At 45.5% G+C, this 16,881-nt stretch carries 17 protein-coding genes; 9 read left to right on the forward strand and 8 right to left on the reverse strand.

Annotated features, from left to right (window positions below):
* The first annotated feature begins 11 nt into the window (after positions 1 to 11).
* The 4 genes from BW952_RS16880 to BW952_RS16895 are packed head-to-tail and all read left to right on the forward strand — an operon-like array spanning position 12 to position 3,277.
* The gene (locus tag BW952_RS16880; protein WP_045852375.1) at positions 12 to 683 is read left to right on the forward strand and encodes a PspA/IM30 family protein; all 672 of its coding nucleotides are present in this window, start codon (positions 12 to 14) and stop codon (positions 681 to 683) included.
* 55 nt (positions 684 to 738) lie between these two features.
* Positions 739 to 1,302, forward strand: coding sequence for a DUF4247 domain-containing protein (locus BW952_RS16885; RefSeq protein WP_052698551.1), 564 nt, complete (start codon positions 739 to 741; stop codon positions 1,300 to 1,302).
* 25 nt (positions 1,303 to 1,327) lie between these two features.
* Positions 1,328 to 1,723, forward strand: a complete 396-nt coding sequence (locus tag BW952_RS16890) for a DUF350 domain-containing protein (RefSeq protein WP_045852376.1) — start codon at positions 1,328 to 1,330, stop codon at positions 1,721 to 1,723.
* Between the two features lie 12 nt (positions 1,724 to 1,735).
* Positions 1,736 to 3,277, forward strand: a complete 1,542-nt coding sequence (locus BW952_RS16895) for a polyamine aminopropyltransferase (protein WP_045852377.1) — start codon at positions 1,736 to 1,738, stop codon at positions 3,275 to 3,277.
* Between the two features lie 68 nt (positions 3,278 to 3,345).
* On the opposite strand, the gene BW952_RS16900 is transcribed toward BW952_RS16895, so the two are convergent.
* On the reverse strand, positions 3,346 to 3,528 hold the full coding sequence (locus BW952_RS16900) for an SE1832 family protein (protein WP_045852378.1): 183 nt from the start codon (positions 3,526 to 3,528) through the stop codon (positions 3,346 to 3,348).
* Positions 3,529 to 3,827: 299 nt separating this feature from the next.
* Positions 3,828 to 5,288, reverse strand: coding sequence for a cardiolipin synthase (gene cls, locus BW952_RS16905; protein ID WP_045852379.1), 1,461 nt, complete (start codon positions 5,286 to 5,288; stop codon positions 3,828 to 3,830).
* A 182-nt stretch (positions 5,289 to 5,470) separates the two neighbouring features.
* Between cls and BW952_RS19540 the strand changes: the two genes are divergently transcribed.
* The 3 genes from BW952_RS19540 to BW952_RS16915 all read left to right on the forward strand — a co-directional run bounded on the left by BW952_RS19540 (position 5,471) and on the right by BW952_RS16915 (position 8,571).
* Positions 5,471 to 5,632, forward strand: a complete 162-nt coding sequence (locus BW952_RS19540; RefSeq protein WP_156149435.1) for an Lmo0850 family protein — start codon at positions 5,471 to 5,473, stop codon at positions 5,630 to 5,632.
* A 16-nt stretch (positions 5,633 to 5,648) separates the two neighbouring features.
* Positions 5,649 to 6,533 carry a diacylglycerol/lipid kinase family protein gene (locus tag BW952_RS16910; protein WP_045852380.1) on the forward strand — a complete coding sequence of 295 codons (885 nt, stop codon included), beginning with the start codon at positions 5,649 to 5,651 and terminating at the stop codon, positions 6,531 to 6,533.
* A 556-nt stretch (positions 6,534 to 7,089) separates the two neighbouring features.
* Complete coding sequence (locus BW952_RS16915) at positions 7,090 to 8,571, forward strand: IS1182 family transposase (protein WP_045852561.1); 1,482 nt, start codon at positions 7,090 to 7,092, stop codon at positions 8,569 to 8,571.
* A 382-nt stretch (positions 8,572 to 8,953) separates the two neighbouring features.
* Here BW952_RS16915 and BW952_RS16920 read toward each other — a convergent pair whose 3' ends face one another.
* From BW952_RS16920 to mgtE, 6 genes are all read right to left on the reverse strand, one after another.
* Positions 8,954 to 9,568, reverse strand: a complete 615-nt coding sequence (locus BW952_RS16920) for a DedA family protein (protein ID WP_045852169.1) — start codon at positions 9,566 to 9,568, stop codon at positions 8,954 to 8,956.
* 94 nt (positions 9,569 to 9,662) lie between these two features.
* Entirely contained in the window at positions 9,663 to 10,781 is a 1,119-nt protein-coding gene (locus tag BW952_RS16925) for an MGDG synthase family glycosyltransferase (RefSeq protein ID WP_045852170.1), read from the reverse strand.
* A gap of 15 nt (positions 10,782 to 10,796) precedes the next feature.
* A complete protein-coding gene (locus tag BW952_RS16930) occupies positions 10,797 to 11,381 on the reverse strand; it encodes a DedA family protein (RefSeq protein WP_052698530.1) in 585 nt (194 codons plus the stop codon).
* A gap of 38 nt (positions 11,382 to 11,419) precedes the next feature.
* Entirely contained in the window at positions 11,420 to 12,121 is a 702-nt protein-coding gene (locus BW952_RS16935) for a polysaccharide deacetylase family protein (protein WP_045852171.1), read from the reverse strand.
* A 114-nt stretch (positions 12,122 to 12,235) separates the two neighbouring features.
* The gene (locus BW952_RS16940; RefSeq protein ID WP_052698531.1) at positions 12,236 to 13,141 is read right to left on the reverse strand and encodes a hemolysin family protein; all 906 of its coding nucleotides are present in this window, start codon (positions 13,139 to 13,141) and stop codon (positions 12,236 to 12,238) included.
* Between the two features lie 197 nt (positions 13,142 to 13,338).
* Positions 13,339 to 14,697: a magnesium transporter gene (gene mgtE / locus BW952_RS16945; RefSeq protein WP_094032001.1), complete on the reverse strand. Its 1,359-nt coding sequence runs from the start codon at positions 14,695 to 14,697 to the stop codon at positions 13,339 to 13,341.
* Positions 14,698 to 14,888: 191 nt separating this feature from the next.
* Between mgtE and BW952_RS16950 the strand changes: the two genes are divergently transcribed.
* Positions 14,889 to 15,659, forward strand: coding sequence for a hypothetical protein (locus BW952_RS16950; protein ID WP_052698532.1), 771 nt, complete (start codon positions 14,889 to 14,891; stop codon positions 15,657 to 15,659).
* A gap of 157 nt (positions 15,660 to 15,816) precedes the next feature.
* Positions 15,817 to 16,872, forward strand: coding sequence for a D-alanine--D-alanine ligase (locus BW952_RS16955; RefSeq protein WP_045852174.1), 1,056 nt, complete (start codon positions 15,817 to 15,819; stop codon positions 16,870 to 16,872).
* Positions 16,873 to 16,881: the final 9 nt, after the last annotated feature.

Genomic DNA, 16,881 nt, shown 5'->3' on the forward strand with positions numbered 1-16,881 from the left:
GAGGAGAGAATATGTTTCAATTTTTTAAGCGAGTACAGACGTATGTAGGGTCAGAACTGAATTCAGCTCTTGATAAAGCGGAAGATCCGGTGAAAATGCTGGATCAGTTTATGCGTGAAATGTCAGCTGACATCCGCGATGCAGAGACCGCAGTGGCAAAGCAGCTGGCAAACGAAAAAATGCTAAAAAAGAAGTATGATGACGCCAGCAGCATGGTGGACAAACGCCAGCAGCAGGCTGTTGATGCGATTGAAGCAGGGAATGAAGAGCTGGCGCGCCGTGCGCTTGAAGATAAAAACAATCATGCCAAGCAAGCAGAATCTATGAAGGAAGCACACGAGCAGGCTGCAGCGGACGTAGCGGTTCTTCGGGATAAGCTGTCAGAGATGAAACGGGAATACGAAGAAATGCAGCTGAAAAAGGATTCATTAAAGGCGCGTGCAGAATCAGCTAAAACCCGTACGAAAATGAACCGGGCGATGTCGTCTGTCGGCGGTGATGAGTCGAGACGGGGTTTTGAACGGATGGAAGAAAAAGTGATGCAGCACGAAGCCGAAGCAGAAACGTCGGAGGATTTACGGGCAGGGTCCAGAAGCCTCGATGATGAACTGGCTGCGTTAAAGAAAAACAGTGCAGTGGATGACGAACTGGCAGCATTGAAGCAAAAGCTCGGAAAAGAATAAGGAACCGCGGTCCGCCCGGTGCGGCGGGCCGTTTCTGTTCATTTGGAGTGTTTTTATGACGAAAACAAAGAAATGGCTGACCATGATGATAGCGGCGGTTGTGTTTCTGGCAGCATGCGGCATGCAGGAAGCGGATGACTATGTCGATGAAAACTATACGTTTATCGATGCCGTTCAAAACAGCAGCAATACGAGAGACCGGGCGATGGTCTATCGCACAAATAAAAGTGTAGCCGATACAGCGTCAGAGCTGATCGACGTACAGGAGCCTGAACAGGTTGGCGAAGAAGTGGATGGACGCCAGGTACTTGTTTACGATGATGAATTTATCATTTTAACGGAAGATCCGGATGATTCGAGCAGTACGCTCGTAGAAGTAGCAGAAGATGAATTTGTCCGCACCCACTATAACCCGGGCTTTTTCACAGGCATGCTCCTAGGTTCCATGCTGAATGGACGCTTTGGATCGAACTGGGAACGCACTCAGTCAAACAAATGCCGAAATACGAAAGGGGACTGTTATTCCGGCGGCGGCTATTATGGAGGAGGAACCTTTTCATCCGGTTCTTACGGGCGGGGTTCGACTTTCCGTGGCGGCGGCCCGGGAGAAGGAAAATAATGAAACGAAATGAGGGAATGAAGCGGTGAATCCATTTTTATTAACATTTTTATATTACGCCGTCGCTATTGCGGTCGTAATCGTTGGGCTGGTTATTTTTGAACTAATGACAAGAAAGTATAAAGATTGGGATGAAATCAAAGGCAATAATGCAGCTGTTGCACTGTCAATCGGCGGGAAAATCATTGGTATTTGCATTATTATTACGTTTTCTATTTTCCACAATGATACGATTGCCGAAACAGCCATCTGGGGATTGTTCGGGATGGTCCTTCAACTGGTAGCTTATCTATTATTTGAAGTACTGACCAGAGGCTTTTCAGTGGAAGAGCAGCTGAAGCAGGGAAATCTGGCTGTTGGCATTGTCTCGTTTTCTGTTTCTGTTGGACTGGCATTTGTAATTGGCGCGTCCATTTCGTAAGGCGGTGTTTTCATGACTGAACAGGAATCTCTCCGGCAAAGCCGGTCGATTTATTACGCATCGGGCATCGTCTCGATTTGCGGGATTATTTTTGAAGTGCTGTTCGGTGCACTCGGTTCATATATTTTAGGAGATGGAGTCAAGCAGTATACGCTGACCATCTCCCTTTTTTTAACCGGAATGGGCATCGGCGCTTACATAAGTGAAAAAATGACGAAGCATTTAATTGCTTCTTTTATTTGGATTGAATACGGGATTGGGCTGATCGGCGGATTTTCGGCGATGCTTTTGTTTGGCGTAACCGCTTATTTGCCGGATGGGACGGATGCACTGTTTTTGTACAGCGTCACTCTGCTGGTTGGCACATTAACAGGCGTGGAGCTGCCCATCTTAATTCGAAAAGCGAACGAAATCGGTGTCACACTTGAAAAAAGTGCCGCAAAGGTTCTTTTTTCGGATTATGCGGGTGGACTGGTCGGGGGGCTTTTGTTTTTATTTTTACTGCGCCCGTATTTTGGGCTAGTGAAAACCTCTTTTCTCGTTGCCTTGATCAATGTGGGGGTTGCGCTTTGGATTGTGTTTCGCTTTCGGCATGAGCTGAAGCGTTTTCGGCTTCATGCGGCAGCGGGGGGCCTGTTTTTATGTATTCTCGTTGCTGGAGCGTTGTTTGGAGAAGAAGCGGCCTTTCATTTTGAACAAAAGCTGTACAAGGACCCGGTTGTTTTTTCAGAACAAACGGCTTATCAGCAGATTATCTTGACGAGAGAGCAGGGAGATACACGTCTTTATTTAGACGGACAGCTGCAGTTCAGTTCATCGGATGAGCATCGGTATCATGAAATCCTTGTACACCCTGCGATGGCTGCTGCTGCACGGCATGATCGTGTTCTTGTGCTCGGTGGCGGCGATGGGCTGGCTGTACGGGAATTGCTAAAATATGAAGATCTTCGTGAAGTCACGCTTGTGGACCTTGATCCTGCGATGACCGAAACCGCACGAACAAACCACTTATTAACGGATTTAAATAAGGGATCGCTCGACGACTCACGAGTGAATGTCGTTAACGAAGATGCCTTTCAATTTTTGGAAAAAGCAGAGGGCTTTTATGATGTCATCATCGTTGATTTGCCGGACCCGAACAACGAATCCTTGAATAAGCTGTATACACAGGAGTTTTATTCGCTTGCCCGAAACCACCTGCAGCCGGATGGGTCCATGATCGTCCAGGCGACAAGCCCTGTGTTTGCGCCGAAGGTCTACTGGACCATTGATACAACGATACAGGCGGCAGGATTAAAAACGCAAAACCTTCATGCGGATATCCCAAGCTTCGGCGGCTGGGGCTACGTGCTGGCTTCAAGAAATGGAATCAATGTAGCGGAGCTGGATCTCCTGGACGATACGGAGTACCTGACGGAAAATGTATTAACAGCCTTGACGGCGTTTGGAAAAGATGAAGACAAGCAGATGGAGGATGGTACAGAGCTAGAGCCGAACACCTTGATCCGGCCGAATTTAATTGAAGTATATGAAAAATCATGGCGCTATTATTAAAGCAAAGCCGGACGATGATGCAGCTGCAGTCGTTCGGCTTTCCTTTAATGATTGTGGGTAAGCGGTATTCAGTTTTCTAAGGCGAGCAGCTGGCTGTTCAGCTCTTTCAGCTCTTCTTCCATTGAAACGAGCATTTCTTCTGCTTTCGACGTTCCATGACCTGTGGATTCCAATTTTTCGATGTCACCCTGGACCCGTATGTAATCCATTTTCAGTTCTCTTATTTTGTATTCAATCTGTGACTTGTTCATATCGAAACCCCTTTTTTCTTTAATAGTACCAAATGGAAAGGCCGTCTGCACGAAGCAGACGGCCTTTTTTAATATGCGCGATTATTTGGAAACAAGAAACTCGATAGCGAGGTTAAGGAAAAACACTGTATGGACCGCCGCAAAAATGAGTCCTTGCTTGTTTAAACGCTGCATTAATAATTGATCCATATCAATCACCTCTTATGTTATTTTGTAAATACATTATATCATGCGTTCACAAAATATACAATTATTTATGTCTGAATTGTGACGGAGAGTGAAATGCAGATTCACTGCTGTTAAAGGATCGGCGACAGGAGTCTTGAGATAGACTCTTTAAATTTAATCCAATTGGACCGCTGCTGATACAATTCGGGCGTCAGTTCATAAGAAACCGTCATGTCGTGCCAGAAAATTTTGGCGAGACGGCTGCCGGTTTCATAGTCATACATAAAAGCATTTACTTCGAAATTTAAACGAAAGCTTCGTACGTCAATGTTTGCTGTGCCGACAGAACTTAATTTTTCATCTACGACAATTGTTTTGGCATGAATAAAGCCATCGTCGTATATATATATTTTGGCACCGGCTTTTAATAATTCGCCGGCGTATGAATACGTCGCCCAGTACACAAAGGGATGATCCGGCTTGTTCGGAATCATAATCTTTACATCAATTCCGGACAAAGCGGCAATTCGAAGAGCGTCTAAAATACTTGCATCCGGAATAAAATAAGGCGTTTGAATATAAATTGATTTTTTCGCGGTCGTGATCAGTTTAAAATAGCCGCTTTTAATTTGCTCCCATTCGGAATCCGGGCCGCTCGTGACAACCTGCATGGCGGTTTCCCCTGTTTGGGCTGGTGGGGGAAACAGTCGTTCATCATACATAAAATCATGCCGTTTTGACGCTTGATTCCAGTCCAGAATAAAGCGGGTTTGCAGCGCATGAACCGCACTGCCTTCCACTCGCAAGTGTGTGTCACGCCAATAGCCGAATGAAGGGTCCTTTCCTAAATATTCATCTCCAACATTAAAGCCGCCCACATAGCCAATTTGACCATCAATGACGACAATTTTCCGGTGATTCCGGTAGTTTAAGCGCAAATTAATAAATGGAATGCGTGAAGGGAAAAAGGTCTCGACGACGCCTCCAGCATCTGTTAATGTTTTAAAATGCTTCCGCCGCAAGGTTCTAGAGCCCATGTCGTCATATAAAACGCATACTTCCACACCAGACAGTGCTTTTTCAGTCAACAGCTGAATCAGCCGTCTGCCAAGCTCGTCATTGCGGAAGATATAATATTGGATATGAATGTGGTTTTTAGCACTGCGGATGTCGTTTATTAGAGCATCGAATTTTTCTTTTCCGTCTGTATAAATATAAACAGTATTGTCCTCGGACAAAACGGCGTCATTGTGGCTGAGAAGCATATACACGAGCTTGGCATTTTCTTTTGTATGGGAATTGGCAAAGGGGTAAATGCCTTTCCGGATAGCCAGCTTCTGATGATCAATCTGTTCTTCAATCCCGACTTTCTTTTTGTCCTCCCAGTCAAAAAGACGGCTTTTCGTTAAATTCTGACCGAAAATCAAGTAAAGAATAAAACCGAGCAATGGAATGAAAAACAGAACCATGAGCCATGCCCACGTAGCACTGGGGTCTCGGCGCTCTAAAAAAATAACCGCAGTGGCCAGAATAATATTCAAAGCGAATAATACATAGGCAAGCCAGGGAAATAGGCTTAATTCAATTAACATACTCGTCACCGACCTGTTCTAATTAAATGCATATCCTCACTATACAGGAAAAAGTCTAAAAGAACCGGATTGAAAAGGACAAAATGGGGAAAATAGAAATGAATAATAAAAAAATGAAACACTTTTGTATAAGAAACGTATAAACAACTAACAAATAAAACTATGAAAAAGGATGAGTTGCGATGAAAAGTACGGATCGGACAAGAAAGATCGTCGACAATCTTACCCGGCTTGGAGTCAAAGCCACTGTAACGAAATCAAGAGAAGCGCTATGGAGCGCACTGCAAGGCGGAGGAGAAGCGAAAGGCAAGCTGAAAGTCATCACTTCCTGCCAGCCTGGATAAGGAAGGAGAGATCATCATGATATACGAGAAAGCGCTGCTTATATACAACGAACAAGCTGGAAAAGGCTCGGTGCCTATCCACAAGCAAATTGTGCCAGCCCTTAAAGAGGCCGTGGAGTATATAGAAGAAAAAGTGATCTCGGCGCCGGGAGAAGGCGAGAAAATGTGCTATGAAAGCGGCAACCAGTATGATCTCATTGTCATTTATGGCGGTGATGGAACGGTTCATGAATGTGTAAATGGCATTGCGAGGCTGGAAAAACGGCCTTCAGTCGCTATCCTGCCCGGCGGAACGTGTAATGACTTCAGCCGGGCTCTTGGTGTGCCTGAGGATTTGGATGCGGCGTGCCGGCTTTTAAAAACCGGTGTTGCGCGCGAGACAGATCTGGGTGCCATGAACGACCGGTTTTTCGTTAATTTTTTCGGGATTGGCATGATTACGGATACGTCGGAGAACATTGATGAAAACAAAAAGACCATGATTGGCAAGATGAGCTATTATTTAAGCGCATTGGAAACGATTCGCAACCCCTCTTTCTTTCATTATATGATTGAAGCGGATGGAATGAAACTCGAAGGAGAAGCCGTTATGGCGGTAGCGTTAAATGGGAATTACATCGGAACGGTGGATTTGCCCTTTGAAGCGGATCATGAGGATGGATATCTGGATTTGATTATCGTAAAAGAAGCTGGTTTTCCACTCATCAAAGAGGTGATGCAGACGGAGAAAATTAAAACGACCGGCGAGCACGCAGCCAACCTGGAGCACCATCGTGTCAAGTCCTTTACGATCAAGACAGACAGCCCGATGCGCATCGACATGGACGGAGAAGTTTATGCCGTTACACCATCAGCATGCAGCATAAAGAAAAAGCACATCCGGTTTATTTGTCCCGCATGATAAAAGAGACCGAGACATAACAATCAGGGCAGCCATTGAATCCGAACAATTTAGTAGCTGAAAGCCTTGCTTCTTCTTTTTTCTTGAAAAAGCACAAACAGGGGCTCCGGGCTGCCGGCTCCGCTTTTCTATGTGGCGAACGCTGAACCAGCCCAAAGTGCGTGGCTGTTTCAGCCTGTCCGCTCGTCACATGGAAGTCTCCGCCGGCCTCCCTGCGCCCGTGGTGGTTCTAATAAGACAAGGAAAACACAGGTGCTGAAAACGGCTTGCTTTCAGCGGTTAACGAGCAGCTTTATGAGCAGAAGCTTCTCTTTTTCTCATGATGTGGAAGGGCAGGATAGCTTGTTTTTTCCCGTTCATGACGCTCTTGTTTGGGTTTTACCAGTTGCTTGTCCTCCCCACTAAGGGCGGCTGGCGCAGGACGAAGACTCGGGAGGGATCAGCGGGGAAGCTGCTGAAAAAGTCTCGTGTTATTTGGCAAAGAAGAATGATTTTATACTCTTCTTTGCTTTTTTCTTTTATAATTGAAGAAATGACATGAAACGAGGTGGTTTTCATGCTTCAAAAACAGAGCACGCCTGCTGACAGCCCTTATATGGCTCTTTATGACCTAGTTGTCCCAAAAGACCACTTACTCCGCAGAATGAAAGAACTTGTCGATTTTTCTTTTATTTATGATGAACTCAAATCAAAATACTCCGATGACCAGGGGCGCCCGGCTGTCTGTCCGATCCGCATGTTCAAATACCTAATCCTGAAAGCGCATTCTAAATTATCGGATGCCGATCTTGTGGAACGCGTACAAGTTGACATGGCCTTTAAGTATTTTCTGGACATGGCGCCAGAAGAAAAAGCCATTGACTCCACCTCTCTCACCACGTTTCGTCGCTTACGCCTGCAGGATGTGCTGCTTTTAGATATACTTCTTCAAAAAACGGTTGAAATAGCCATTGAACAAGGTGTTCTGAAAAGCGGAATACTCATTGTGGATGCCACTCATACGGCCTCACGCTACCAGAAAAAATCTCCGAAAGAAAATCTAGCGGAAAAAGCCCGGCTGGTCCGCAAAACGGTTTATCAGTTTAATGAGTCAATGAAAGAAGCTTTTCCTGCGAAGGCGTCCTCTCAGGACATCCAGGAAGAAATCCGTTATTGCGAGCGTCTGGTGGAGACGATTGAAGACCATCCTGGTCTTCTTCAAATGCCGGCTGTCCGCGAAAAGGTGAATGTGCTGAAAGAAGCCGTTGATGACTGCCAGGAACAGCTTCACTATTCCGCAGATAAGGATGCAAGGACAGGTTATAAATCAAAAGACCATTCTTTCTTCGGCTATAAAACACATCTTATCATGAGTGATGAGCGGATTATTACGGCAGCGGCTGTCACATCCGGTGAAAAGAGTGACGGTCCCTATCTAAAAGAGCTGGTGGAAAAAAGCCGGCGTGCCGGCGTGAACGTGGAAGCGGTTGTAGGGGATACGGCTTATTCCGGGAAAGAAAACTTGCTCTATGCCAAGGAAGAAGGAAAGGAATTTCATCTTGCAGCACCGCTCCATCCCGTCATTACTCGTGGTGGCCACCGCCCCATCAATCAGGGATTTGTCTTTAATAAGGATGCGGACACGTATGCGTGCCCAGCTGATCATTTGGCTGTAGAGAAAAAGATCAAGCCCCGAAAAGCGGGTTCTTCCGAAAACGCACAATTGAAGTATTTCTTTGACGTGGAAATCTGCAAGGTCTGTCCTTTAAAAGAGGGCTGCTATAAGGAAGGTGCTAAAACCAAAATCTTTGCCATTTCATTGAAGTCAGAAGAACATGCGAAGCAGGAGGCTTTTCAGGAAAGCGATGCGTTCAAAGAGCTTTATAAAGTGCGCTATAAAATTGAAGCGAAAAACAGCGAAATAAAAAATCGTCATGGTCATAAAAAAGCCCATTCAACGGGCTTATTTGGGATGCAAATACAGGCGAGTGCCACGCTATTTACGGTCAATATAAAACGAATTATCAAGCTTATCGATGAAAAAGGAAAAGAAAAATAGAAGAAAAAGGGCGTATACATCCATTTTATGGATGTATACGCCCTTTTTTCTTTTATCACCTTGTCATGTAATCCTTAAAACCTGACTTTTTCAGCAACTTCGATCAGCGGGTTAGGTGAGATCCACTTTTGGAGCGCCCGCGACAAAAGTTAGCTCACCGCCCGCCCCTCCGAACGCGAAGTCCTGCAGAAGCCGCCCGGACTGTGTTCGCGCAAGCGCTTTTTCTAAAGGGCTCATCATCTTCAAAATCAAAAAAGAAAGCCGAACACATGCGATATTTTCGCACCCTCATTCGGCTTTCTCTTCTATTCAAAACCTTCTGTACCAAGCTCTTCGTGTTATTAAAGAGCGGGTTTGTCAATGAAACCCATAGATCATGTTTTTAAACCGAGCGGCTGCGGAATTTTTTTACGATCCAGATAACGGCTGCGATAAATATAACAGCCAGTATCGCGTAAACGATATTCGAGTAAACGTCCATGTATTCAACGACTGTATGCCATGAATCGGCAAAAGCAGCGCCTAAGTTAACAAGAATGGTGTTCCAGATCAGCGTTCCGGCTGTTGTGAACAGAAGGAACAGCACAAAGTTCATGTTGGACATGCCGGCAGGGATGGAAATCAAGCTGCGAATAAGCGGAATCATCCGGCATAAAAATACCGTCCACACGCCGTACTTATCAAACCACGCATCCGCTCTGTGAATATCCTCTTTTTTAACCCGCAGAAATTTGCCGTATCGCTCAATCATTTTTTCTAAATTTTCAACATCCATTAACAGTCCGATTCCGTAAAGAATAACCGCGCCCAAAACGGAGCCAGCTGTGGAAGCCAATATGACGCCGGTCACCGTTAAGTCGGTTTGTCCGGTCATGACGCCGCCAAATGTGAGGATGACTTCAGACGGGATCGGTGGGAATAAATTTTCAAGTGCAATTAAGAAAAACACACCCCACAGCCCATACTGCTCCATCATCGAGATAATCCAGTTTTCCATAGTCGTTCCTTTCTCATGAAGAAATTTTTTCACTTCGGTTGACATTATAGCACGGATGCTTTCAGGTTCACTAACGAAAAGAAAAGACCCGCTTTTAAAGCGGGACGGAAGAAGAGGTCTTGCCAAAAATAGCGGTCAGTGTCATCGTAAGTGTTTGTTCCCGTTCGAGGCTGTACTGGTCGAGCCGCTTTTTCCATTTGTTTCTTTCGATGTCACTGTCGATAATGGAGGTAATCTGCTTCTCGATTGGAACGTGATCGGTTAATTCGTAAATCAATTCCCTCTTTTTTAAATAATCTGCATTAAATTCTTCCTGGCCCGGCAATGCACCGGAAATAAAAACCGGCAATTCCTTTTCCAACACTTCGCTGACGGTAATGCCGCCCGGTTTTGTGATGATAGCGGAGGCCTCTTCATAAAACTGATTCATTTCTTCGCGGCTGCTCATATAAGGAAGCGCCTTAATGCGAGGGTTATGAAGCTGCTCAATTTGTGCGCGAAGCTTTTCATTATGACCGCACAGCACTTTGTACGTATAGGAGAGGGAATGATTATTTAAATGGTGAAGCACTTTTTCTAATTGGCCCAGTCCGCTGTTTCCACCGGCAATTAAAATAGAGCGATGCTTTTTATGCGTATGGTCCACTTCAAAGGAGGGGTGGACGGGAATGCCGGTTACATACACACGGTTTGTTTGAACGCCGAGACGAACGAGCCATTTTTTCGCTTCTAAATGCGGAACGAAATGATAATCAATGTGCCGCTTTCCCCAGACATCGCTGACGAAAAAGTCCGTATACACATTGATCACCGGCACGTTCACTTTTTTCTGGCGCTTTAAATGATTTAAGAGCTTGGACGGGTAGCTGTGTGTACAAATAATATAGTCCGGACGCTCTTTTTCAATAAAACGAGCCAGCCGAAACTCAAAATATTTGTCCCACACATGAAGCGGCATTTGCTCGCTCCTGCGTCCATCCGGTGTATAAATAAATGATTTATAGAATTTACTGTAGGATTCGGGTTTTTTGCTGATCCATTGCATGTACATTTTTGATACGACGGACTCCAGCGACTCGTGACAGTAGCTTAGTATATCGACAGTTTGAATGTGAGCATCAGGGCGGATCGAGCTTATGTGTTCAATAACGGCTTCCGCTGCTTTATGATGACCCGACGAAAGACGAAATAAAGGAAGCACAATAATTTTCATATCAATTTGACTCCTTTAACGGCGGGAATGTGACGATTTTTTCCATTTGAATAAGAGATGGCCAACGAATAAAAGAAAAAACAGTGCACCGGCAGCGGCTAAATATTCTGGTTCAATCCGAATATAAGAGCTAATTAAAAAACCGGCAGACATATACATGAATACCCATATAAAAGCCCCTAAAACAGAGAGGGCAAGGAAACCGGGGATGGAGAATTTGGCAATGCCAGCAAAATAAGGGTTAAACTGACGCACCCCGGGAACAAAAAACCCCGCTAGAAGCGACCGTGATAAGTCCCAATGCATGATTGACTTTCGTAGCCTTTTTTTTGTTACGCCTAAATATTTTCCATACCGATCAAGCAGCGGCTGGCCAATAATCCGGCCAAGTGTATAGCTGATGACCATGCCTGTTACTGTGCCGCCCATCAGTGCCAAAAGAGCGCCGGAAAAAGAAATCGATCCGTTTTTAGCGAGCATGCCTACGTATACATACAGGCTTTCTTCAGGAACGGGAATGCCGACAATGCCAAAAATGCCGGCCGCAAACAAAATAGCATATCCATATTTAGCTAAATAAGCAATAACTAATGATTCCATAATTGTTTCACTCCAAAAATAAACCGGCTGTGGTCAGGTTAGGTCGTTTTGAACAAGGTGCTCACCGTCACAAATAAAAAATGGGAAGAGGCCTGATCTGATAAAAACAGGCGAAGCGCCTCTATCATGACGAGCGGTGCTTCTTCAAAAGCACCGGCTGTTTCGCCGCTGTCATGCAATGTGATGACCGCACCGTTGGATCGAGCCAGCCGCAGCTTGCATGCGAGCTTTTCCGCCGTCATCTTTTCCTTCCAGTCTCCTGGAATCGAGGTCCACATAACGGTGTCGAAACCGCGGGCAGCCCGGAGAGTAAATGGATTAAAATGACCCCACGGCGGCCGGTAGTAAACGACTGAATTTCCTGTAATGGACTGTACGCTTTGAGCAGAACGCTCAAGCTGCTTTTGAAGAGCAGCCGGTGTTAACGTCCAATTCGACCGATGCTCATGGTGGTGAATGCCGATTTCGTGCCCTTCAACTTCCATTCTACGTATTAAGTCAGGATAAAGTTTCGCTTTTTCTCCAAGGACAAAAAAGGTGGCTTTAACATTATATTGCTTTAACAGGTCTAATAGAAGAGGTGTGTATGCCGGGTGAGGGCCATCATCAAACGTTAAAGCGATTTCTTCGCGGCCGGGTCCGCGTTTTTTCACCCCTTTAGCGAATGTTCGTGCATAAACAGTAGGCAGCACCGTCCAGGAGGCTGCAAGAAAAACACCGGCAGTGATCAACTTTTTCATAGTGAAACTCCATTTCCAGAAGGTGTGTCCGTCTATTATAATTCTGACGGAACGAAAAAACAAAAGGACATTGCGTGTCATCAAAAGAAAAAGCCCGCACTCGGCGGGTTTTCTTTAGGCGTTATGGGGCTCTGCCAGCACGATGGCGGCAGAGCTTTCTGAAGAGTGATCGGCTTCTGGCTCCGGTATGCGCTGAATCTCGACGTGCCGGATTTGGTGGTCCTCCATTTGCAAGACGGTAAACAGGAATCCATTATGTTCGATCGATTCACCTGGCTGGATATCGTAATTTTCCGTTAACACCCATCCGCCAAGCGTATCAACGTCCTCATCATTCATCTCGATCCGAAGAAGCTGAGCGGTTTCAGCAACCGGCATTTTACTGCTGGCGATATAATGAACTTCACCGATCTGCTGGATAAGCGGCGGTTCTGCGACATCAAATTCGTCATACAAGTCTCCTACGATTACTTCAACAATATCCTCCGATGTGACAATGCCCGCTGTACCGCCGTATTCATTAATGAGCATAACCATCTGCGTGCGGTCTGCCTGCATTTTTGACAGCAGTTCATGTACAGGGGTAGAGTCGATCATGCGGGTCATCGGCCGGACAAAATGCTTGATGCTTTTTGAGCCGACGACAGGGTCCGTTACGTACTCAGCGATGACTTCCTTGAAATTGACAAATCCAATAATCCGGTCCTTGTCTCCATCTGCCACAGGGTACCGGGTAAACTTGGTTTCGCGGAATAAAGAAATACAGTCACGGACGGTATCTTCTTGTTCAAAGTAAACCATCTCCGTCCGGGGCACCATCACTTCGGTGGCGGTCCGGTTTTCAAGAAGCGATAGATGATTCTCATGCTCCGCGCCGCTTAATTCAGCAAGCAGGGCTGATGAACGCCCTCTCGAGGGGGGTTCTCCTGGTTCAGTTGATTCTTTCCGTTTTACATAGCGAATGGCTGTAAATGACAACGCCAAAAGGATAACAGCAATAAGCCCAATCCATATGTCCAATCAGATTTCTCCTTCCGCTCGTGCGAAAGAAGAAGTCACCTCCTATTAAATATGATGATCAAAAATGAAAAACCGGCAGTGTGCACAAAACGATTTACCGTCAATGTCCCATTTGATCACCCGCTTTCTCCATCGTTTCTCTGTTATTTTATTTTATTATATTAGAGGCAGATAATTCGGTCAAACCGAAGAACTTTTCATAAAAGCTGCGTTAAAAACCAGGACGCAATCGTGAAATACGTGATTAAGGAAAAAATATCGTTAATCGTCGTGATCAGTGGACCGGATGCTACAGCTGGGTCGATGTTTAATTTATACAGCACAAGCGGAATCACCGTACCAGCCAGTGTTCCGATAATGAGTGTCAGCAAAAGAGAGGCGCCGACGACAAACCCGAGAATGGCATTGCCCTGCCAGAAAAACGCAATGAAAAAAATCAGAATGCCGCAGACAGCGCCGATAATGAGGCCAACGCCGAATTCACGCATCACAAGCGCGAGCACTGTTTTCATATCGATGTCACGTGAAGCGAGTCCGCGGACAACGACGGCCAGTGATTGTGTGCCTGTGTTCCCGGTCATGCCGGAAATCATCGGCATAAAATAGGTCAGGGCTACGACCTGCTGCAGCGTACTTTCAAAGCCGGAAATAATGCTCCCTGAGACAAGCCCGATAAACAGAAGAAGGACAAGCCACGGCAGACGGCGGAATGCGGCGACGCCAGCTTTCGTATCAAAATCAATCGATTTTCCGGAAGCGGAAAGCTTTTCAATGTCTTCATTTGCTTCCTGAATGACGACATCCAAAATGTCATCAAACGTGACAATCCCGATGAGGACACCGAGTTCATCGACAACAGGGATCGCTAAAAAGTCATATCGTTCAATCAAGCGGGCGATTTCTTCCTGATCCGTGTATACATCAACGGAAATCACACGCGCGTACATAATATCCGCTATTTTTTCGTGTGTATCAGCCAGCAGCATGTCGCGGTAGGACACAACGCCGACGAGCTTTTTGGCGTCATCGATGACATAAAGGTAATTGATGGTTTCCGCAAATTCAGCAAATGTTTTCAGTTTTTCAACGGCTTCACGAACCGTATAAGAATGCTTGATCCAAACAAACCGGTTCGTCATGAGACGTCCGGCCGTTTCCGGCGGGTAGCTCATCATGTTTTCAATAATGGTCGATTCTTCTTTTTTCATTCCGGATAAAAACTGCTTAATGTTATCCGGCGACATGTCGTCAAGCAGGGAAGCAAGGTCATCATTATCCATGTCATCGAGCACTTTGCGCGATCGCTCACGGCCCAGTTTTTTGAGGACCGTCATTTGCTCATCGCTTTCAAGCTCCTGAATCATGTCGGTTAAAATCGGTATGTTCAAGTGAAGCAGAAAACGTGTCTGGTGTTTTTCCGGCAGGTTTCGATAAACGGCCGCCATATCGTAAGGATGAAGCTCATCCACCAGCTGCTGAAGATCGGTTTTTTTTCCTTCTTTCAAATGCTTGATCACAAGCAGGGTCAGCTGATCCTCTGTTAAGTTCGAGATCACGGGCATCCCCTCCTCCAAATTAATTTCCGGTCTTGTTCAGTATAAAGTGAAATCGTGTAAAAAGTGTCACAGATTATGTGAAATTCATCATAATTTTACATACGCAGTGAAGTGAATTTTGATAAGATAAAAGTATAGCAAAAAAAGCAGGTTTCAGCTATGTACTTTGTCAGGATGTGGAGGTTATGCAATTGAAAAATCCCGGAAATATGAAAGAACTCATTTATATACATTTACACCCCATTAATCAATATGTCATCTCGTATGGAATCGAATTTCAGGAATTTATGAGGTCTCTTCCGGAAACGCCGCCCCATCTGCTTTTGCTTAAGCATAAGTTTGAAGGCAGCGACTTTAATATGCATACCCGTTTTGATTACATTGAATCTGAAGAATTCCCTCAATTACTGAAGGAGGATGTCGGGGAGTATGGCGACTTCTGCTGGATGGATTTTGAGGATACAGATGGACTGAACGAAATGGAAGGATGGGAAGTGGCGGAGCTTCTTTATTTAGCGCACAGCAAAGAGCATCTGCGCCGTCCCTTTTATAGTAAATTAAACAACCGATATGCCTACTTATCCCATGATGATGAATGGTTTAATAAAACATATTACCGCCATATCCCGGATTTTTTTAGTGTGCTGGGCCGGCTCGTTGCCATTAAGCTCGGGCTGTTTCGGAGTGAGCGCTCCTTTTTTGCTTTGAAAAAAGGCTCTGCATTTCCGCCGATCCCGCAAGAAATGATAGCAAGGCTGAGCGGAAGCATGAAGGAAGGAATCGTCATTTCTCTGTCAAAGGCAGAGCAAAGCCGGTTTAAGGTCGAAGTGCCCATGTGGGTTGTGGGCGATCACATTAGCATGGATGATGTGTTTGATGATTATATGGAAAGCTTCCGGACACCGCCGGACGCCCGGTTTGTGTTTGACAAAAAAACACACGAATGGAGCATTTTTTCGTAACTGTCTGACTCAAAAAGCACTCGGAATCGCTGTGCGGTTATGTTTGAACGAAACCAACATATACATAAATTGAGTATGAAGTCGGATGGAAAGATTCTGTTTCTTGAATGAAACCGTGTTAGAATAAAAAGCGACCGACTTTTTTGGAGGATGAATGATGAAAACAAAACTTGGATTGCTTTACGGAGGAAAATCCGCAGAACATAACGTATCATTGCAAACAGCGAAAGCCGTCACAGCGGCCATTAATTTAAATACATTTGATGTTTATCCTATTTATATTTCAATTGACGGCACATGGACAGAAGGCGCAAAGCTTGAAGCGCCGGCCGCATCTGTTGAAGCATTACAGCTGAGCGGAAATGGCGGCACAGAGCATGTATTGTCTATGCTTGCGCAAAATAAATACGATGTTGTTTTTCCGCTTTTGCACGGGCCAAACGGCGAAGATGGAACGGTGCAAGGTCTTCTTGAAGTGCTGAATGTGCCATACGTAGGAAATGGCGTGCTCGCTTCTTCTGCGGGAATGGATAAGATCATGATGAAAAACGTTTTTGCCCAGGCAGGACTGGAGCAGGTAGGCTACACTCATCTGATCCGGCCGCGATGGGAGCAGGATAAGGAGCGCGCGTGCAGCCGGATTGAAGAAGAAATTGGCTGGCCGTGTTTCGTGAAGCCGGCAAACCTTGGATCAAGTGTTGGAATCAGCAAGTGCCAGAACCGTGAAGAATTAGCGGCGGCGATGGACGAGGCGTTTCAATTTGACCGGAAAGTCATTATTGAAGAAGGCGTGACAGCACGTGAAATTGAAGTAGGCATCCTCGGCAACGATCTGCCTGAATGCTCCGTCATCGGTGAAATTGTCCCGAAAAAGGATTTTTACGATTACAAGGCGAAATATGAGGATGGCGACACCGCTTTGATCATTCCGGCTGATCTGACAGAAGAACAGAAAGTAAATATGAAGGAGTTAGCTATTCGCGCCTACCAGTCACTGGACTGCTCAGGTCTTGTGCGGGCAGACTTTTTCTTAACGGAAGACGGCCGGTTTCTCATTAACGAAGTAAATACGATGCCGGGCTTTACACCTTTCAGCATGTTTCCGCTTTTATGGAAAGAAGCGGGCGTTGACTACCCGCAGTTAATTGAAAAAATGATTGAACTTGGCATTGAACGGCATCAAGAAAAGCAGTCGATTAAATATACGGTTTAAAGGTGGACC

Source organism: Domibacillus enclensis, assembly GCF_900156125.1.
Classification (GTDB): Bacteria; Bacillota; Bacilli; order Bacillales; family Domibacillaceae; genus Domibacillus; species Domibacillus enclensis.

What these genes read in the sequence shown, in the direction of transcription:
- BW952_RS19540 (WP_156149435.1), top strand. Translation starts at nt 5,471, where the DNA reads ATGAAAAGTACGGATCGGACAAGAAAGATCGTCGACAATCTTACCCGG.
- BW952_RS16915 (WP_045852561.1), top strand. Translation starts at nt 7,090, where the DNA reads ATGCTTCAAAAACAGAGCACGCCTGCTGACAGCCCTTATATGGCTCTT.
- BW952_RS16885 (WP_052698551.1), top strand. Translation starts at nt 739, where the DNA reads ATGACGAAAACAAAGAAATGGCTGACCATGATGATAGCGGCGGTTGTG.
- BW952_RS16955 (WP_045852174.1), top strand. Translation starts at nt 15,817, where the DNA reads ATGAAAACAAAACTTGGATTGCTTTACGGAGGAAAATCCGCAGAACAT.
- BW952_RS16930 (WP_052698530.1), bottom strand. Translation starts at nt 11,381, where the DNA reads ATGGAATCATTAGTTATTGCTTATTTAGCTAAATATGGATATGCTATT.
- cls (WP_045852379.1), bottom strand. Translation starts at nt 5,288, where the DNA reads ATGTTAATTGAATTAAGCCTATTTCCCTGGCTTGCCTATGTATTATTC.
- BW952_RS16910 (WP_045852380.1), top strand. Translation starts at nt 5,649, where the DNA reads ATGATATACGAGAAAGCGCTGCTTATATACAACGAACAAGCTGGAAAA.
- BW952_RS16920 (WP_045852169.1), bottom strand. Translation starts at nt 9,568, where the DNA reads ATGGAAAACTGGATTATCTCGATGATGGAGCAGTATGGGCTGTGGGGT.
- BW952_RS16895 (WP_045852377.1), top strand. Translation starts at nt 1,736, where the DNA reads ATGACTGAACAGGAATCTCTCCGGCAAAGCCGGTCGATTTATTACGCA.
- BW952_RS16925 (WP_045852170.1), bottom strand. Translation starts at nt 10,781, where the DNA reads ATGAAAATTATTGTGCTTCCTTTATTTCGTCTTTCGTCGGGTCATCAT.
- BW952_RS16880 (WP_045852375.1), top strand. Translation starts at nt 12, where the DNA reads ATGTTTCAATTTTTTAAGCGAGTACAGACGTATGTAGGGTCAGAACTG.
- BW952_RS16935 (WP_045852171.1), bottom strand. Translation starts at nt 12,121, where the DNA reads ATGAAAAAGTTGATCACTGCCGGTGTTTTTCTTGCAGCCTCCTGGACG.
- BW952_RS16900 (WP_045852378.1), bottom strand. Translation starts at nt 3,528, where the DNA reads ATGAACAAGTCACAGATTGAATACAAAATAAGAGAACTGAAAATGGAT.